Below are 19,428 nucleotides of genomic sequence, written 5' to 3' on the forward strand. Positions count from 1 at the left end.
ATACAAATCAAAAATAAAAATACCGACAAATTTGTCGGTATTTTTATTTTTGATTATTTTACATACTCAACCGCTTTCTCAATCGCTTCCTTAATTCCACTCACATTTTTCCCTTTTCCTGATGCGAAGAAAGGTTGTCCACCACCATTTCCGTCGATTAGTTTTCCTAATTCTCTGATGACGTTTCCTGCGTTTAATCCTTTTTCAGCAACTAATCCTTTTGAAATGTAGCAGTGAATATTTGGCGCATTATCTTCAATTGATGCTAAGAATACAAAAGCATTTGGTTTAGAAGTTCCAATAGCTTGTGCTAAATCTTTAGTCGAATTCATAGATAAATCTACTTGTTTTGCTAAATATTGGATGCCGTTGATTTCTTGGAAATCGGCAATCAACGTATTTTTTAATCCTTCGATTTTTTCTTTTACTAATTGCTCTAATTGTTTTTTCAGTTTCGCATTATCATCTTGTAATGAAGCCACTGATTTTAAAACATCTTGTGGATTTTTCAATACTTCTTTGATTTCTGCCAAAGTATCTTCTTGATTTTTATAGAAATCTTTCACAGCATCGCCTGTAATTGCTTCAATACGACGAATTCCTGCCGCAACTGCTCCTTCTGAAACAATTTTGAAATGCCAAATTTCAGCCGTGTTTTTCACGTGAATTCCACCACATAATTCTTTACTGTCTCCAAATTCAATCATTCGAACATTATCGCCATATTTTTCTCCAAATAAAGCCATCGCACCTTTATCTAAAGCTTCTTTGATTGGAATATTTCTGTGTTCTACCAATTGCAATTGTGCTTCAATTTGTTGATTCACACTTGCTTCAACTTGACGTAATTCTTCATCCGAAACTTTAGAAAAATGAGAAAAGTCAAAACGTAAATAATTTGGGTTAACCAAAGAACCTTTTTGCTCCACATGCGTTCCTAAAATACTTCTCAAAGCCAAATGCATCAAATGCGTAGCCGAGTGATTTTTAGAAGTCGAAGTTCTTAAATCGGTATTTACTTTGGCTACAAATTCTGCTTCCACGTTTTCAGGAAGTTGTTTTGCGAAATGTAATATTAAGTTGTTTTCTTTTTTCGTGTCGATAATTTCGATGGTTTCGTTTGCAGAAACTAATGTTCCTTTATCACCCACTTGTCCACCACCTTCTGGATAGAACGGCGTATTATCTAAAACAATTTGGTATAAAACACCATCTTTTTTAGAATCTACTTTACGAATTCTAGTGATTTTAACGTTGTTTTCGGTTTGGTCATACCCAACGAAAGTTTCCACGTTTCCATCAATTAAAACCTTCCAGTCATCAGTAGTTACCTCTGAAGCTGCACGAGAACGCGCTTTTTGTTTTTGTAATTCGGTTTCGAATTCGGTTTCATTAAATGAATAGCCTTTTTCTTTTAAAATTAAAGCCGTTAAGTCTTTTGGGAATCCAAACGTATCATACAATTCGAATACTTTTTCTCCAGAAACTTCTTTTCCTGATGTTTCAGTAACTACTTTATCTAATAATTGTAATCCTTGTTCTAAAGTTCTCAAGAAAGAAGCTTCTTCTTCGCGAATTACATTAGTAACCAATTGTTGTTGCGATTTAATCTCTGGGAAAAATTCGCCCATTTGATTGGCTAAAACTTCTACCAATTTATTAATGAAAGGTTCTTTTGTGCCTAAAAACGTAAATCCGTAACGAATCGCACGACGTAAAATTCTACGAATTACATAGCCAGCTCCCGTATTTGAAGGCAATTGTCCATCAGCAATAGCAAAAGCTACCGCGCGAACGTGATCTACAATTACACGAATCGCAATGTTCGTTTTGTTTTGTTCTTCTGATATGTTTTTAACTTCGTTTGAAGTATATTTTAATCCTGTAATTTCTTCAACTTTCGCGATAAGCGGTGTGAAAACGTCTGTATCGTAATTTGAAGTTACATTTTGCATCGCCATACACAAACGCTCAAATCCCATTCCGGTATCTACGTGTTGTGCGGGTAATTTTTCTAACGAACCATCGGCTTTACGGTTGAATTCCATAAATACGTTGTTCCAAATTTCCACTACTTGTGGGTGGTCAGCATTTACTAAATCTCTTCCTGAAACTGCATTTCTTTCAGCATCAGTTCTTAAATCGATATGAATTTCCGAACATGGACCACATGGACCTTGGTCGCCCATTTCCCAGAAGTTATCTTTTTTATTTCCTAAAATGATGCGGTCTTCCGAAACGTATTGTTTCCAAATATCAAATGCTTCTTGGTCAAATGGAACGTTCTCTGCTGGATTTCCTTCAAAAACAGAAACATACAAACGGTCTTTGTCTAATTTCAAAACTTCTGTTAAAAATTCCCAAGCCCAAGCTAAGGCTTCTTTCTTGAAATAATCGCCAAACGACCAGTTTCCAAGCATTTCAAACATGGTGTGGTGATACGTATCAAAACCTACATCTTCTAAATCATTGTGTTTTCCCGAAACACGAAGACATTTTTGCGTATCGGCGATTCTTGGGCTTTTTGGAGTTCCATTGCCTAAGAAATATTCTTTGAATTGGGCCATTCCCGAGTTGTTGAACATCAAAGTTGGGTCGTCTTTTAAAACGATTGGCGCAGAAGGAACAATTAAATGTCCTTTTGATTCAAAAAAATTAAGGTATGCTTTACGTATGTCTTGTGATTTCATTTGTATAATATATTTAATATATCGAATCGCATTTTACATTTTGTGATTATTTCACAAGCTGTTTTAGATGCGATATCATTATTTTATTTTTTTTCTGATATTTTTTTTAATTCTTGTAACGCGAGCGGAAATTTTTCGTTCATATAATCAATGTATTCGGGAACACAATCAATTTCAGCTGTTACGGTTGTAATTCCACCAACTTCATTTAATTTATAAGTTTCAAAACTTCCAGTCCATTTTTCAGTTTCGGCGTCAATTGGTAATTCTTTCAAATCTTTTAGCATCCCAATATGTTTAAAAATAATTAATTTATTTGGGATAAGATAAAAAACATCACTATACATTCCTTCAAATGATGGAGCAATAAAATGGATTCTACTTCCTAATTCGATTTCGCCTGTAAAATAAGTCCCAGCACAAAAAGGAGTTGTCCATTCTGTATATGATTCTTTGTTCCACATTTTATTCCAAACAGTTTCTGCAGAAGCTTTTATATCTTGATTGAAAACCATTTTTTTAATTCCATAGAGGTAGTTTCTTAAACTTGTTTTAACCAAAGCATTCCAGCCCATTTCATAATTGGCTAATGTGAAATTTGGTCCAGCATCTGCAAAAGTTTCAACACCTTCGTGAGTTAAAATTACTTTTATTTTTTCTCCTAATTCTTCAATTTTCCATGTTAAAACTGAACTTCCTTTAGATTGTTCTGGATGTGTCCAAGTATGTTGCAACAGTTTGTTTTCTTCAAAATTTAAAACCTTACATTGATGAAGATAAGTAGTTCCATCTGTTTCATAAAAAGAAAATTCATTGCCAATAGAAAGATTGAAATTTGATATATTAAAATACCAAATTTTCATCACTTCTGGATTCGTTATTGCTTCCCATACTTTTTGTTTTTCAGTATCAAAAACAGCTTCTACAGTAATTATAGCCATGGCTTAATTGTTTGATTTTCTTTTTATTAAATATTCTAAAAAAAATAAAATAGCTTTAGAATGAAACATTTCTTAAATTTGTTCGTATAACTTATGTCACACCAATAAATTTGGCACAAAAATAGTATATTTTCATATATGTCGAAGGTAAAATATTATTACGATTCAGAAAATTTAGCTTACAAGCGAATTCAAACCCGAAAAAGAAAGAAATTTGCCTATGTGTTGCTGTTTTTGTTGTCTTCGGCATTGTTTGGATTTTTAATTTTTTTACTGTTGATTAATACTAGTTATTTTGAGACACCAAAAGATAAGATACAAGCAAGAGAAATTGAAGCTTTAGCATTAAATTATAAGGTTTTGAACAAAAAACTAGATTTGATGAATGAAGTTTTAGAAGCAATTGAAAACAGAGATAATAATATTTATAGGATATATTTTAATACTACTCCAATTTCTGAAGAAGAAAGAAAAGCAGGTTTTGGAGGTGTTAATCGATATAAAGATTTGCAAGGATACAATAATTCTGAGTTGATGGAAAACACGACAAAGCGTGTTGATATATTAACGAAAGAATTGGTTATTCAGTCTAAATCATTAGATGAAATTGTAGCTTTGGCCAAACAGAAAGAAAAGTTGTTAGCAGCAATTCCTGCAATTCAGCCTGTTAAAAATGAAGATTTGAAGCATATGGCTTCCGGATATGGTTATAGAAGTGATCCGTTTACGAAAATTAGAAAATTTCATTACGGAATGGATTTTACAGCCCGAACAGGAACGCCAATTTATGCTACTGGAGATGGTGTTGTATATAAAGCAGATGCTTCATTGTCGGGTTATGGGAATCATATTGAAATTAATCATGGTTATGGTTATAAAACATTGTATGCTCATTTGAGTAAATACAAATGTCGACCTGGCCAACGTGTAAAAAGAGGTGACATTATTGGTTATGTTGGAAGTACAGGACGAAGTCAGGCACCTCATTTGCACTACGAAGTATTTAAAGGTAGTGAACGTGTAAATCCGCTGAATTTTTATTATGGAAGTATTTCAGCAAAAGAATATATTGAGATTTCAAAATTAGCAAATCAAGAAAACCAATCATTAGACTAATGCATTTAGAATTAGCACCAAACAAAAGATATTATAGCATTGGCGAAATAGCCAAAGCATTTGATGTAAACGCATCCTTAATTCGTTTTTGGGATAAAGAATTTGACATTCTAAAACCAAAGAAAAACGCTAAAGGGAATCGAATGTTTACACCAGAAGATGTGAAGAATTTGCAATTGATTTATCATTTGGTGAAAGAGCGTGGATTTACATTAGATGGTGCTAAAACACATTTGAAAGAAGGTCAGAAAAAAACATTAGACAAGTTTGATATTATTAATAAACTTGAAACTATAAAAGCACAATTAACAACAATTAAAAATCAACTTTAAACAATTAAAATTAGAAATTATGAGAAAATTTTTGCCTTGGATAGTAGTAGGAGGTTTACTTTTGATAGTAGCATTTTGGTATGTGAATATTAAAAATGGAGCCGTTAAAGTTAATCAAGAAGTAAGTAAAGAATGGGGTAATGTAGAAACCGCTTACCAAAGACGTAATGATTTGATTGGAAATTTAGTTAAAACTGTAAAAGGAGCAGCTGATTTCGAAAAATCTACTCTTGAAGCAGTAACAAATGCAAGAGCTAGCGCAAGTCAAGTCAAAATAGATCCTTCAAATATGACATCTGAACAATTAGCTCAATTTAATCAAGCACAAGGAAATTTGAATAGTTCTTTGTCTCGATTATTACTTACAGTTGAAAATTATCCTGATTTAAAAGCAAATCAAAATTTCTTGAAATTACAGGATGAGTTGGCAAGTACAGAAAATCAAATTTTAACTGCAAGAACTCGTTTTAATGAATCTGTTCAAAAGTATAATAATTATATTTTGGTTTTTCCTAACTCAATGTTTTTAGGTAATTATAAAGAAAAACCATATTTTGATGCAGTAGCTGGTGCAGAAAAACCAGTAGATGTTGAGTTTGATTTTGGAAACGAAAAAGAAGCAAAATAATGTCAAAAACCGAAGATTTTTTATCAAAAGCAGAAGAGCAAGAAATTGTTCATGCTATTGTTGAAGCCGAAAAAAACACTTCGGGAGAGATTCGAGTACACATAGAAGAACATTCAGAAAAATCACCTCTTGACAGAGCTCAGGAGGTTTTTTTTGAATTGAAAATGAACGAAACACAAGATAGAAACGGTGTTTTGTTTTATGTGTGTGTTTCTGAAAAAAAGTTTGCTATAATTGGTGATAAAGGTATTAATGAGGTTGTAGAATCTGATTTTTGGAATTGTACAAAAGATACAATAATTGCAAGTTTTAAAGAAGGAAAATACAAGAAAGGCTTGGTTGAAGGAATTTTAAGTGCTGGTGAACGATTGAAAAAATATTTCCCTTATCAATCAGATGATACTAACGAGTTGTCTAACGAAATATCAAGAAGTTAATATGAAAAAGTTGTTTTTATTTGTATTAGCTTTAAATGGAATAGTTGCTCAAGCACAGTTTACTATTCCTGATGTGCCTAGTTTTCAAACGAGTGTTTACGATTATGCAGATGTTTTAAATCCAACAGAGGAAAAAGAATTAGAAAACAAATTAGTTCGCTACTCGGATTCTACTACAACTCAAATAGTTGTAATTACTGTTGAAGATTTAAAAGGAGAAGATATTGGTATTTTAACTCCAAAATGGTCCCATGAATGGGGAATTGGTCAGGAAAACGAAGACAACGGAATCCTAATTTTACTTTCTAAAAATGATAGAAAAATTCATATTTCCTCAGGTTACGGAGTAGAAGATAGATTAACCGCAGGAATCAACGGAGAACTTATTCGAAACGTCATTATTCCAGAATTCAAAGCAGGAAGTTATTATACTGGTTTAGACAAGGGTGCCGATGCTATTTTTGAAGTTCTAAAAGGAAAATATAAAGGTTCTAGAAAAGAATCGAATAATCCGTTGCCTTTTATACTAATAGTTATTTTTATTATTATTCTTGTAGTGTTAACTTCAAGAGGAAATAAAGGTGGTGGAAATTATAGAGGTGGAAGCGGTTTAGATTTAGGAGATATCATAATCCTTAGTAGCTTAGGAAGAAGTAATGGTGGAGGCTTTGGAGGAGGAAGTTTCGGAGGCGGTTCATCTGGAGGATTTGGTGGCGGCTTCGGCGGTGGCGGATTTTCTGGTGGTGGAGCAGGTGGAAGTTGGTAGTAATATTTTAAAATAAAAAAGGCTTGCAATTGCAAGCCTTTTTTATTTAGGTAATAATATTATTGAATTTCAAATGATTGATTAACATTTGGTCCAGCCTCTCTTGAATTTAGTGCTTTATTTGATGAATCAATGATAAAAGCTACAAAACGTACATTGTTAGCATTAACATTACTTGGTATAGTATATGAAAATGTTTTAGAAAACTCATCATTAAAGTTTGTACTTCCAGTTACTACTTCGCCTAAGATACTACTAGATAATACAGCTCTTAAGACATGATCATGCTCAAAGTTGCTAATTGTACTAGTTCCGCCATAGTATGTTGTATAATTGGTTTGATTATAAATCAAGTTGTCTTCTAATGCATAAACAACCAATTTTAAATTGGTAAAATCTTTACCAAATTTAACTTTAACTTCAATATCCGAAGTGTTGCCTGAAGTAGAAGTAACCATTGCTAATCCAATTTTTGGATTTGTTCCAGTAGTTAAATTAACAGCTTGAGATACATATGATGGTTCAGGGTAGCTCCATTTTGTTATTCTGTTTAACACAGCAGTTGGATAGCCCGTTAATCCAACTTGTGATTCTAATGTTGATGCACCAGAGAAATTATATGGATCAAAACCAGTGCCAGATGTTCTGTGTATAGCAACTACTGTTGCATCAGTAGTTTGAGTATTTACTTGTTCAATAGCATAAGCAACTCTAGGGCAATAACCACACCATGTACCAGTAAAATCTTCAATAAGTACTCTTTTATTAAAGTTTATAGAGTTGTTAACTGTAATTTGTATGGTCTGAGAAGTTAGTGTAGTTCCGCCTTGAGTTGTATGAGTTGAATAAACACTAATCACACCACTTGCAGTTGGAACATAAGTGTTTTGCGCTAATTGAGTACCATTAACAAAAAACAATGAATTGGCAGTTAGATTATATCCATTGTTCCCAATGGTATTGAAGTTGATTGTTTCACCTATATCTGCTGAAGTTTTATTAGAACTAATAGTTATTGAAGTTAGTGGTGCAGGAGATGCTGAAAACGATACATTTAAATTTGAACTTGTTACTCCATTAAAAGTAGCTTTTACAGCAAATGACCCAATAACTGAAGAAGTATAAGTATTACCAATAATTGCTGTATTGTTAACATAAAAAACAGCTTCACTAGTAACATTATTTCCATCTCCATCAGTGGCAGTAAATGTTATTAATTCATTTACATATCTAGAAGCATAATCAGAACTAATGGTTACAGTTGTTGAACTACCTCCATTCTCATCACTACTACAAGATGTGTAAATTGAGGTGCTTAAAAAAGCAATAACTAATAGGATTTTTTTCATAATAAATTGATTTGGTTTGTTGTTGTTAATAAAATTTAGTATTGCAAATAAAACATTTTTTTTAATATAATGTTAAAAATTATATAATAAAAAGTTATTTTTTTTGTTGCTAATTATGACTTAAATCATTTTATTTGCTCAAATATTAAAACACAACAAATGAAAACATTAGCCCTTTTTTTACTATTTGTTGGGAATTTTATGTATTCTCAACAAGAATTTCCTACTGTAAATGTTAAAAGTATTGATGGTGAAACTATTGCTACTTCAAGTTTTAACGAAAAAGATAAATTATATGTCTTTTCTTTTTGGGCAACTTGGTGCGCACCATGTATTCAAGAATTAGAAGCTATTAGCGAAGTATATGAAGACTGGAAAACACAATTAAATGTTGAAATTATTGCAGTAGCAACAGATGATTCTAGAACTCAAAAAAGAGTAAAACCACTAGTTAATGGTAAAGGATGGAGTTATACGGTTCTTTTAGATTCTAATCAGGATTTAAAAAGAAAATTGTCAATTGCAAATATTCCTTATTTAGTTGTCGTGAAAAATAATCAAATTGTCTTTGTTCAAAATGGCCATACGCCAGGTGCTGAAGAAGAATTATTAGCCAAATTAAAAAGTTTATAAGCATGAAAAAAATTAGTCTAATAATAGCAATTGCATTTAGTGGAATTTCTTTTGGTCAAACAGAAGAAGTTAAAGAAGAAAAAAAAGGAAACTTTTTTGGAGGTTTTGAATCTAATTCGCAATGGTACACAAATGATAAAAACAGAGAAATTAATCATCCAGAAGATCCGTTTCGTTCAAATAGTTATTTGAATTTGAATTATAGTTATGGAAGATGGACAGCGGGTATTCAAGGAGAATCTTATGCTCCAAATGCACTTCAAAATTATAATCCAAAATATGATGAAACCAATGTAGCAACCTATTATTTAAATTATAAATCTAATAAATTAGATGTTACTGCTGGTTATTTTTATGAGCAATTTGGAAGTGGATTACTTTTAAGAAGCTGGGAGGATCGCTCATTAGGGATTAATAATGCACTTCGAGGAGGAAAAATCACTTATACACCAACAGATAATTTTATGTTTACTGCACTTTATGGAAGACATAGAAGTGGTTTTGATGTTTCTGGTGGTGATGTGTTTGGATTTAATTCAGATATTAATTTATTTAAGTTGTTAAAAATTGAAAGTTCAGATTTAAGTGTTGGTTTTTCTTATGTTGGAAGATACGAGGAAACAGATATGATTAATCCAGATTTTGATGAATTAACTAATGCCTATGCCGGTAGATTTAATTTTTCAAAAGGGAATTTTTATTGGTCTACAGAGTTTAATTATAAGTCAAAAGACGGCGTTTTATATGATTCAAATATTGTAGATGATTATACAAAACCTGGTACCGCTTTATTAATGAATTTTGGATATTCCAAAAAAGGATTTGGATTAGATGCTACTTTTAGAAGATTAGAAAATATTAGTTTTTATTCTGAAAGAGAACCAGAAGTTTTAGCGCCAGAAAAAACAAGTATTTATTTCAATGATAAATTGATGAATTTTGTTCCTAGTTTGACTAAGCAACATCATTTTAATTTGGCTAATATTTATGTGTATCAAGCGCAATCTTTGGTTTATTTAGATCCTAATAATGGCGTTGGAAAAGCAGGTGAAATAGGTGGTCAAATCGATTTTTATTATGATTTTGCTAAGACAACTACATTGGGTGGGAAATACGGAACTAAAATTGCTGTTAATTTTAGTAATTGGAATAATTTAAAAGGGGATTACACTTTGTTTCCACCAGATTATAAAACAGATTTTTTTGGTTTTGGTAAAAAATATTTTTCTGATTTCAATATAGAGGTTACTAAAAAATTAAGTCCAAAATTAACAAGTTCTTTTGCGTTTATTAATCAATATTATAATAATCAATATATTACAGGAGCTTCAAATGTAACTGTAAAAACTAATATTTTAGCAGCTGAATTTGATTATAAGTTTTCCAATGGAAGAGCAGCAAAACTAGCAGTAGAGCATATGTGGGCTGATAACGATAGAAAAAATTGGGCGGCGCTTTTGTTAGAATATAATTTTAATACTAAGTTTTCAATGTTTGCGTCTGATATGTATAATTATGGATATGACGCAAATGCAAATTTAATAGATCATGAAACAGATCCTTTTGATATTCATTTTTATAATGTAGGAGGTGCCTATAAAAAAGGAAGTACTCGTTTTGCATTGAATTATGGACGTCAAAGAGGTGGTCTAGTTTGTGCTGGAGGTGTTTGCAGATTTGTTCCGCCAAGTACAGGACTTGGTTTTACGATTACGACTTCATTTAATTAGAAATAAGCTATTTTAAGAAAAATGCCCCAATTAAAGGGGCATTTTTTAATTAATTATAATTACTCCACCATCGTTTTTTTTCTTACCTCCAAATTTTTCTAATTTATAGGTTAAAGAAAACATTGCATATTGTTGTAAAACAGTATTTTCCATATCTGTAATTGCTGTTGGGGTAATAGTTCGTGTTGTGCTTATATTTTGATTTAATACATCATAAATTTTTACTTTAGCTAATAATTTGTCTTGAAAGAAATTATATCCTAAACTCAAATTCCATAGATAGAAGTCTTTCTTAAAACCATCTGCGATATTAGAGTTGTAGTTATAGCCAAAATCACTTCCCAAAACTACTTTTTTAGGCCAATAACTTGTGATTTCTAGCTTAGCACTATGCTTGAAATTTTTGGTATTATCAATAACATAATTTGTGTAATCATTTGTAATGTAGGTGTATTTATATGATGGACTAATTGTGATTAATTCATCAATAGACCAAGATAAATTAGCTCTTGGATTTAGACTTAACCCTTTAGATTCAAATAATTCTGTATTTGTTAATCCTTGATTATAATCATAACCTAATTGCATTCCAAAGCCATATTTAAATGTTCTTTTTTCTTTCTTCAATGATTTGTTTAAACTAAAACCTACATATGTATTATATGCTCTGTCTACATTTTGATAGGTAGTTGTTGCCTTGAAATCACTATCGTATGTTGTAGAAGCTACAATTTGATTTACATTATAATCTCCTCCAGCATAAGCATAAAAACCACTTCGAGTAGCATAATCATAGTTGTTGAAATTTGTGTATATAGAATAGTTTTCGTTAGGTTTTAAATCTGCATTTCCAATATATGTATTAAGTGGATTAGCTAAATTTTCAAAAGGTAAAATTTGATTTGCTGAAGGCAAGTTTACTTCATAAGAGTAATAACTATATATCGATTTTGATTTACCTAAAGTTATACTAACATAGCCATTCATTTTTGGATACATATAGTTTTTGTTTACCAAAGTTTTATTTGATAAATAGGTTGATTGATTGTTGAAATTTATAATTTCGGTACCCATGGAAATACTTCCTCTAATTTTCTTTTTTCTAATACTAATACCAACCATTGGTGTGACTGATGAAGTAGTAGAAATGATGTCATTTGAAAGCAAATCATTAAAATTTGAATAAGAATTTAATGTAGTGTCAAAATCATAGGTTTCTCTTAATTCATTAGATTTTTTGTAACTATATCTAGCTTCAAAATTAAAAATTAATGAGTCTCTTAATGGTTCAGAATAACCTATTTCTGCTCTAAAACTATCTTTTTTTGAATTATCAATTCTAAATTGGTCTCTGTTATCATTTGAACTCCCAGATTGAAAAAATGTTGTTGTTGTTTTCGTAAATAAATCCGAGTCATATTTGTTATTTTCGTTATTTATTGAAGCACTAATTCCTCTGCCTTTTTTCTTCAATTCTTTATAGAAATAAATATTGTTTTTAAATGTATTGCTCTCGCTTGACCATTTATTGTCACTAGTGTTCTCATTCAATGAGGCTCCGGTTTCATCAAATGTTGCATCAAAGCCAGAATTGTTGTTTTTTATTTCGTTTCTAGAAAAACTTGGGCTTACATATATAGTTGTTGTAGAATCAAGTTTTATTTCAAAATCCATGGCAATGTTATGTCCGTCAGAAATAGATTTAGTTTTTGATTCTGCTAAAGTATTTGTATTTCCAGTAGGAAGTAGATTAATTCTGTTTGTTCGGTTATTATTATTGGTCTCTGCATTAGAGTAATAATAACTACCATTTGGATTTACTTTCTTTTTTACCCATTCGTCTGCAAAATTAACACCTATCATGTTGGATTTTGTGATTCCATTGTTGCTGCCAAATTGCATTCCATTAATTCCAAAACTACCATTGTCATTCACCCAGATAGAGTTATTTCTTCCGCCTCCCATATTGTCAAATATTTCATCCATTGAAAACCCAATAGAATTAATGTTATTTGAAGAGCCTAGGATACTGATTTTTTGTGTGTCTTTAAAATAGTTAAATAGTAAACTCGATTCGTACCTATTATCTGTGCCATAGCCAACGTTTGCTTTTCCGAAAACACCTTTGTTTTTATCTTCTTGAATGGTTAAATTGATGGTTTTTTCATCTGAAGTTGCATCTTGTCCCGAAAGTTCTTCTTCTTTTGTTTTAGTATCAGTGACCTGAACTTTTTCGATAATATCAGCTGGAAGATTTTGAGTTGCAATTTTTCCATCTTTACCAAAGAATGGCTTGCCATTAACTAGAATGTTGTTCACTTCTTTCCCATTTACAGTTATTTTACCTTCTTCATCAATTTCTACTCCAGGTAATTGTTTTAAAAGTGCTTCGACATTTGCATCTGGTCTTACTTTGAAAGAAGAAGCGTTAAATTCTAATGTGTCATTTTTAATGGTAATTGGTGGTGCTTCTGCTTTTATTACTACTTCAGATAAGGTGTTGATGTCTTCTTCTAATCTTATTATGCCAAAATCTCTACTTTCTAGAAGATTCTCAAGTTTTTCTGAATACTCAGAATAGGAGGTAAATGAAACTTTAAAAAAAACGGGTTTATCTATTTTTTTTATTTCTATTAAAAAATTCCCGTTTTTGTCTGTTATTGTGTAATCAATAACAGTTGAGTCTTTTACTGTTTTTAGGTATATTGTTGCTGATTCAACAGGAATTGCTGTTTTTTTGTCTAATATTTTTCCTTTTAAGGAAATTGTATTTTGTCCAAAAGAAATTGTTACAAACAAAAGTAGAATGTAAAAAAAGCATTGTTTGAGCATATAAAGAAGGTTAGTTAGTTTAAGAATAAATAACAGCGAAATAAAATATTTATTGTGTAAATAAAAATTTTCTTACGAAAAGTTTAACAACATTTATAAAAAAACCGAAGCGTTAACTTCGGTTTGTTTTTTATTTCTGTCTAAAATAAATATCTATGGGAACGCCACTAAAATTGTATTGTTCTCTCAATTTATTTTCAATAAAACGTTTGTATGGATCTTTTACATATTGTGGTAAGTTGGCAAAAAACACAAACTGAGGTGTTGGTGTAGGCAACTGCATACAATATTTAATTTTTACATATTTTCCTTTTAAAGCTGGTGGTGGCGTTGCTTCAATAATTGGCAACATCAACTCATTGAATTTAGAAGTCGAAATACGTTGTTTTCTATTTTCAAAAACTTCAACAGCAGTTTCCAATGCTTTTAATAATCTTTGCTTTGTTAAAGCAGATATAAAAAGAATTGGCACATCTGTAAAAGGTTGTAATTCTTCTCTGATTTTACGTTCATAATCACGAGCGCTCATAGTGTCTTTTTCAACCAAATCCCATTTATTGACTAAGATTACGATTCCTTTTCTGTTTTTTTCTGCTAACCAAAAAATACTTTGATCTTGTCCTTCAAATCCACGAGTCGCATCGATAACTAACAAACAAACATCACTATGCTCAATCGCTCTTACCGAACGCATGACCGAGTAAAATTCTAAATCTTCTTTTACTTTGGCTTTACGTCTAATTCCAGCTGTATCTACTAAGTTGAATTCAAATCCAAAACGGTTGTATTTTGTGTCAATTGCATCTCGAGTTGTTCCAGCAATATCTGTTACTACAAATCTATCTTCTCCAATTAATGCATTGATAAATGATGATTTTCCAGCATTTGGTCTTCCTACTACACAAAATCTTGGTAATGGCTCTACTTCTTCAGTAACCTCAGGCATTTCTGGAAGTACTTCAACTAATTTGTCTAAAAGTTCTCCTGTTCCACTTCCGCTCATTCCTGAAATGGTATAATAATCACCCAATCCTAAGTTGTAAAATTCAAATGCGTCTTTTTCTCGCATAGCATTATCTACTTTATTTACAACTAAAATAACTGGTTTTTTAACTTTACGAAGTAATTTCGCCACTTCGTCATCCATCGGAGTTATGCCTTCTTCCACATCAACCACAAAAATAATAGCATCAGCCTCGTCAATTGCCAATTCTACTTGGCGACGAATTTCTCCTTCAAAAATATCGTCCGAACCCTTTATATAACCGCCTGTATCAATTACAGAAAATTCTTTTCCGTTCCACTCACTTTTTCCGTAATTTCTATCACGTGTAACACCGCTTACTGAGTCAACAATAGCTTCTCTTCGCTGGATTAAACGATTAAAAAAAGTGGATTTTCCAACATTTGGTCTTCCTACAATGGCAACAATATTATTCATAACTTTATTTTGAATTTGCAAAAGTACAATTTTTTTTGATGCTTTCCTGTGCTAATGAATACATCTACAAAATTTTAGACTCATTTTATTGCTTTTTTCTAGTAGCTTTCTATTTGTCGAATTGCACTTTAAATAAAAAAAGCGAATTAATTTTATGGCTTTCATAATTTTATTGATTATAAATTATAAAATAAGTTTAACAATTGTTAAAAAAATAATATATTAGCTCAAAATCCTAGAATATGGAACCAGAAAAAAGTATCGCATTAAGACCAAAGTTTGAGGTTGAATCAAAAAATAGCGTTGAGAAAATTTTAGAGAAAGCTTTGGTATTAAAAAAAGAACTTATTGCGGATTATCAAATAAAGATAATTGACGAGCATATTTATTTTTATTTTAGTAAAGCAAAACGAAAACATTACTCGCCATTTCTTCACATTGAGTTAGAAGCTGATGAAAGCAAAACATTAGTGAAGGGATTGTTTGGACCAGAACAATTGCTTTGGACACTTTTTATGTTTCTTCATTTTATCATTGCAGGGTTGTTTTTGGTCTTTGCTATGATGGCTTATACACATTGGTCGCTTGGTCAATCTTTAGTTTTAGACTTTAGTATAATGGGTATTATGATTGTGTTTTGGTTTTCGCTCTATTTTATGGCTAGATTAAACAGAGAACGCGGTGTACCTCAAATGCACGAATTGGAAGATTTGATGTACAAGGTTTTGGAATAAAAAAACCTGATGAATATTCATCAGGTGTCTTTTATCTTTCTTCTTTACTCTTTCTTCTTACTTTTGGTTATACCCAAAACGTCTCAACTGACGTTCGTTGCTTCTCCAATCTTTGTTTACTTTAACGTAAGTAGCCAAGTGAATTTGTTTTCCGAAGAATTTTTCTAAATCTTCACGGGCTTGAATCCCAACTTTTTTCAAAGCGGCACCTTTGTGTCCAATTATGATTCCTTTTTGTGTATCGCGTTCTACCATAATTACGGCACGAATTCTAATGATGTTGTCATCTTCAATAAATTCTTCCGTTTCAATTTCTACTGCATATGGAATTTCTTTGTCGTAATTCAATAAGATTTTTTCACGAATGGTTTCGTTGACAAAGAAACGTTCAGGTTTGTCAGTCAAAGCATCTTTTGGATAAAACGCTGGTGAAACAGGAAGTAATTCGATAATTCTATCAAAAACCGTTTGCACATTAAAGTTTTCTAAAGCAGAAATTGGGTAGATTTCGGCATTAGGTACTTTGTCTTTCCACAATTGCATTTGCTCTTCTAATTGCTCTTGGTTTGATTTGTCAATTTTATTCAACAACAGTAAAACTGGAATCTTAGAATGGATGATTTTATTAAAAAATGCTTCGTCTTTTAATTCTTTTTCACCAATCTCTACCATGTAAACCAAAATGTCAGCATCTTCAAAAGCCGATTTTACAAAATCCATCATCGAATTTTGTAATTCATACGCTGGTTTTATAATTCCAGGCGTATCTGAAAATAAAACTTGAAAATCATCTCCATTTACAATTCCTAAAATGCGGTGTCTCGTAGTTTGCGCTTTCGATGTGATAATAGAAAGACGTTCACCTACAAACGCATTCATAAGAGTTGATTTCCCTACATTCGGATTTCCAATGATATTTACATAACCTGCTCTGTGCTCCATTTCAATATATTTATGAGTACAAAGGTAGTGATAACGCCTGAAATAGTAGAAAGAAAACATTATTTTTAAAAAAGTCTTGTAATTTTAAATAAAGATTGTACCTTTGCACTCACAAATCGCGGGATAGAGCAGTAGGCAGCTCGTCGGGCTCATAACCCGAAGGTCACAGGTTCGAGTCCTGTTCCCGCTACTAAGAATTTTGAATTACAACCGTACATCGCGGGATAGAGCAGTAGGCAGCTCGTCGGGCTCATAACCCGAAGGTCACAGGTTCGAGTCCTGTTCCCGCTACTAAGCTTCACAGAAATGTGAGGCTTTTTTTATAAAGTTATGGAAGAATTTGTGGTTTACATATTATTATCTAAGGATTATGGTAAAACTTATGTTGGTTTTACGTCAAATTTGATTGAACGTTTTAAATCTCACAATTATTTGAGTAAAAAAGGTTATACAATTAAATTTAGGCCTTGGCAAGTTATATGTGTTGAGTTTTTCACAACAAAATCTGAGGCTTTAAAAAGAGAGAAACTTTTGAAATCTGGAAAAGGCAGAGAGTTTATAAAAGAAATAATTTCTAAATTATAAGCTCGTCGGGCTTATATCCGCCACGGCGGACACAGGTTCGAGTCCTGTTCCCGCTACTAAGCTTCACAGAAATGTGGAGCTTTTTTTTTGTATAATTGATTCATTAACAAATAATTGCGATTGCTTTTGTTTTATTTCCTTGCTTGATTTAATAATAAAACACTACTTTTGCACCTTTATTTTAAAATAACTATGAATCCAAAGAAAATTGCCGAGTACAGAAAGTTACTTGATGTTACTAAAACAGCCACGCTAAAAGAATTAAAAACGATTTACAGAAATAGCATGAAGGAAGACCATCCAGATACTATTGCTGATCCGGTAGAGCGTTTAGCTGCAGAAGAAAGAAGTAAAAATATTATTGAAGCATATCATTTTTTGGTGAGTATTGCTCCTGAAACACAAGAGAGAAATAAAGAAGTTTATTTAAAAACAACAACGACAGTTAATATCCAAGATTTTTATATGGATAATGGTGTGTTGTATATTTCATTTTTAGATGGTAGCAACTATGAATATTTTAGTGTTCCAAAAGTAACTTATATAAAAATGGTGAATGCAGAATCGCCAAGTCGTTTTGCAAGAAGACACATTTATAATGAGTTTTTATATAGAAGCGCTTCAAAATTAGTAGCAAGCGAATAAATAGTTTTGTACCTTTATCCAATGAAAATTGGATTAAAATTATTAGCTCTATTATTTATTCTCATTACTTTTTCTTGTTCTAAAGAAGAAGCATCAAATAATACAGATGAATTTATCAAGGCAGCAGATATGTCAATGTTGCCCTTGATAGAATCTGAAGGAACCGTTTACTACAATAACAACAATATTCCTGAAGACGCACTGCTTACTCTTAAAAATGCAGGTTGCAATACGATTCGAATTCGGCTTTGGCATACACCAACCATAAATCAATCTGGTTTTAATGAAGTAAAAGCTTTAGCACAACGTGTTAAAAATCAGGGCATGAAAGTTTGGTTAAGTGTTCATTATTCAGATACTTGGGCTGATCCTGCAAATCAGATAAAACCAACAGCATGGAATGGTTTGACTTTTACACAATTAAGAGCTCAAGTAGAAAGTTACACCACAACAATAGTAAACGAAATACAACCAGATATTTTTCAAATTGGTAATGAAATCAATAATGGTTTTATTTTTCCTGAAGGAAATTTAGCATCCAACGAATCTCAATTTTTATTGCTTTTAGAAAGTGCAAGTACAGCAATTAGAGCCAATAGTTCATCTACAAAAATTATGTTGCATTATGCAGGAATTGATGGTGCTTCATGGTTTTTTTCTAAAACTGCTGCAATTGATTACGATTATATAGGATTATCTTATTATCCCATTTGGCATGGAACGGATATAAATTTATTGCAACAAACTATAACTACATTAGGACAAACACATAATAAAAAAGTGTTAGTTGCCGAAACTTCTTATCCATTTACATTCGATTGGAACGATTGGACCAATAATGTAATTGGTCTGCCAAATCAAATCCACCCTAATTATCCTGCTTCTCCAGAAGGACAGAAAGCTTTTTTACAACAAATCAAAAACACAGTAAAAAATACTTCAAGTGGATTAGGATTTTGTTATTGGGGAACCGAATGGATAGCTTTCAGAGGAGCAACATCTACAAATGGTTCTTCATGGGAAAATCAAGCATTATGGGATTTTAATCACAAGGCATTACCTGCAATGTCGATTTTTAATTAAATTTTCTTATTTTTGATACACTAACCAATAAAATATATCAATTATGGAAATTAATTTTTTAGCTGTTTTAGTAGCTGCTTTATCAAGTTTTGTTGTTGGATTCGTTTGGTATAATCCAAAAGTTTTCGGAACGATTTGGATGAATGAAATCGGAATGACGGAAGAAAGTGCAAAAAAAGGAAACATGGCAAAAATCTTCGGATTAACGTTTGTTTTTGCATTTATGTTAGCTTTTATTATGATGCCTTTAACTATACACCAATTTGGTGCTTTAGGTATGGTTGGAGGCGATGAGTCAAAAGCATTACCATCTTATGCGGCTTTTATGTCAGATTATCAAGATGCTTTTAGAACATTTAAACATGGTGCATTACATGGATTTATGTCTGGATTATTTATCGCTTTACCAGTTGTAGCTACCAATAGTTTATTCGAGCAAAAATCGTTTAAATATGTTGCAATAACTTCTGGTTATTGGATTGTGGTAATGACTTTAATGGGAGCAATAATTTGCGGCTGGAAATAATTTAACATTTAATTATAT

At 31.6% G+C, this 19,428-nt stretch carries 18 protein-coding genes and 2 tRNA genes; 14 read left to right on the forward strand and 6 right to left on the reverse strand.

What is annotated here, in order from left to right; all coding sequences use genetic code 11:
• Positions 1-53: 53 nt before the first annotated feature.
• Positions 54-2,690: an alanine--tRNA ligase gene (gene alaS, locus G4L40_RS07245; RefSeq protein ID WP_166236536.1), complete on the reverse strand. Its 2,637-nt coding sequence runs from the start codon at positions 2,688-2,690 to the stop codon at positions 54-56.
• Positions 2,691-2,773: 83 nt separating this feature from the next.
• A complete protein-coding gene (locus G4L40_RS07250) occupies positions 2,774-3,631 on the reverse strand; it encodes an SRPBCC family protein (protein ID WP_166236537.1) in 858 nt (285 codons plus the stop codon).
• A gap of 138 nt (positions 3,632-3,769) precedes the next feature.
• Between G4L40_RS07250 and G4L40_RS07255 the strand changes: the two genes are divergently transcribed.
• From G4L40_RS07255 to G4L40_RS07275, 5 genes are read left to right on the forward strand one after another with little or no spacing between them, the layout of a single operon-like run.
• Positions 3,770-4,747, forward strand: a complete 978-nt coding sequence (locus G4L40_RS07255) for a M23 family metallopeptidase (protein ID WP_166236538.1) — start codon at positions 3,770-3,772, stop codon at positions 4,745-4,747.
• Complete coding sequence (locus tag G4L40_RS07260; RefSeq protein WP_166236539.1) at positions 4,747-5,079, forward strand: MerR family transcriptional regulator; 333 nt, start codon at positions 4,747-4,749, stop codon at positions 5,077-5,079. The genes G4L40_RS07255 and G4L40_RS07260 overlap by 1 nt, the downstream gene beginning before the upstream one ends.
• A gap of 19 nt (positions 5,080-5,098) precedes the next feature.
• Complete coding sequence (locus G4L40_RS07265) at positions 5,099-5,707, forward strand: LemA family protein (protein ID WP_166236540.1); 609 nt, start codon at positions 5,099-5,101, stop codon at positions 5,705-5,707.
• Positions 5,707-6,144, forward strand: coding sequence for a TPM domain-containing protein (locus G4L40_RS07270; RefSeq protein WP_166236541.1), 438 nt, complete (start codon positions 5,707-5,709; stop codon positions 6,142-6,144). Before G4L40_RS07265 ends, G4L40_RS07270 begins: the two co-directional genes overlap by 1 nt.
• A 1-nt stretch (position 6,145) precedes the next feature.
• Entirely contained in the window at positions 6,146-6,910 is a 765-nt protein-coding gene (locus G4L40_RS07275; protein ID WP_166236542.1) for a TPM domain-containing protein, read from the forward strand.
• Between the two features lie 59 nt (positions 6,911-6,969).
• Here G4L40_RS07275 and G4L40_RS07280 read toward each other — a convergent pair whose 3' ends face one another.
• Positions 6,970-8,259, reverse strand: a complete 1,290-nt coding sequence (locus tag G4L40_RS07280) for an Omp28-related outer membrane protein (RefSeq protein WP_166236543.1) — start codon at positions 8,257-8,259, stop codon at positions 6,970-6,972.
• 159 nt (positions 8,260-8,418) lie between these two features.
• Between G4L40_RS07280 and G4L40_RS07285 the strand changes: the two genes are divergently transcribed.
• Complete coding sequence (locus G4L40_RS07285) at positions 8,419-8,892, forward strand: TlpA family protein disulfide reductase (protein WP_166236544.1); 474 nt, start codon at positions 8,419-8,421, stop codon at positions 8,890-8,892.
• 2 nt (positions 8,893-8,894) lie between these two features.
• Positions 8,895-10,622 (forward strand): DUF6029 family protein, encoded by a 1,728-nt coding sequence (locus tag G4L40_RS07290; RefSeq protein ID WP_166236545.1) that lies wholly within the window; start codon positions 8,895-8,897, stop codon positions 10,620-10,622.
• A gap of 45 nt (positions 10,623-10,667) precedes the next feature.
• Here the strand turns inward: G4L40_RS07290 and G4L40_RS07295 are convergent, their stop codons facing one another.
• Positions 10,668-13,421: an outer membrane beta-barrel protein gene (locus G4L40_RS07295; RefSeq protein ID WP_235922608.1), complete on the reverse strand. Its 2,754-nt coding sequence runs from the start codon at positions 13,419-13,421 to the stop codon at positions 10,668-10,670.
• 163 nt (positions 13,422-13,584) lie between these two features.
• A complete protein-coding gene (der, locus tag G4L40_RS07300; RefSeq protein WP_166236547.1) occupies positions 13,585-14,895 on the reverse strand; it encodes a ribosome biogenesis GTPase Der in 1,311 nt (436 codons plus the stop codon).
• Positions 14,896-15,137: 242 nt separating this feature from the next.
• Between der and G4L40_RS07305 the strand changes: the two genes are divergently transcribed.
• Entirely contained in the window at positions 15,138-15,629 is a 492-nt protein-coding gene (locus G4L40_RS07305) for a hypothetical protein (protein WP_166236548.1), read from the forward strand.
• Between the two features lie 57 nt (positions 15,630-15,686).
• Here the strand turns inward: G4L40_RS07305 and era are convergent, their stop codons facing one another.
• Positions 15,687-16,571, reverse strand: a complete 885-nt coding sequence (gene era, locus G4L40_RS07310; protein ID WP_026724151.1) for a GTPase Era — start codon at positions 16,569-16,571, stop codon at positions 15,687-15,689.
• A 117-nt stretch (positions 16,572-16,688) separates the two neighbouring features.
• Between era and G4L40_RS07315 the strand changes: the two genes are divergently transcribed.
• The 6 genes from G4L40_RS07315 (at position 16,689) to G4L40_RS07340 (ending at position 19,410) form a co-directional block, all read left to right on the forward strand.
• Positions 16,689-16,761 (forward strand) — tRNA-Met (locus G4L40_RS07315).
• Positions 16,762-16,789: 28 nt separating this feature from the next.
• Positions 16,790-16,862 (forward strand) — tRNA-Met (locus tag G4L40_RS07320).
• Positions 16,863-16,901: 39 nt separating this feature from the next.
• Complete coding sequence (locus G4L40_RS07325; protein ID WP_166236549.1) at positions 16,902-17,156, forward strand: GIY-YIG nuclease family protein; 255 nt, start codon at positions 16,902-16,904, stop codon at positions 17,154-17,156.
• Between the two features lie 192 nt (positions 17,157-17,348).
• Positions 17,349-17,801: a KTSC domain-containing protein gene (locus G4L40_RS07330; RefSeq protein ID WP_166236550.1), complete on the forward strand. Its 453-nt coding sequence runs from the start codon at positions 17,349-17,351 to the stop codon at positions 17,799-17,801.
• Positions 17,802-17,822: 21 nt separating this feature from the next.
• Positions 17,823-18,884 (forward strand): glycoside hydrolase family 53 protein, encoded by a 1,062-nt coding sequence (locus G4L40_RS07335; RefSeq protein WP_166236551.1) that lies wholly within the window; start codon positions 17,823-17,825, stop codon positions 18,882-18,884.
• 43 nt (positions 18,885-18,927) lie between these two features.
• Positions 18,928-19,410, forward strand: a complete 483-nt coding sequence (locus G4L40_RS07340; RefSeq protein WP_166236552.1) for a DUF1761 domain-containing protein — start codon at positions 18,928-18,930, stop codon at positions 19,408-19,410.
• Positions 19,411-19,428 lie beyond the last annotated feature (18 nt).

Source organism: Flavobacterium celericrescens, assembly GCF_011392075.1.
GTDB classification, from domain to species: Bacteria; Bacteroidota; Bacteroidia; order Flavobacteriales; family Flavobacteriaceae; genus Flavobacterium; species Flavobacterium celericrescens.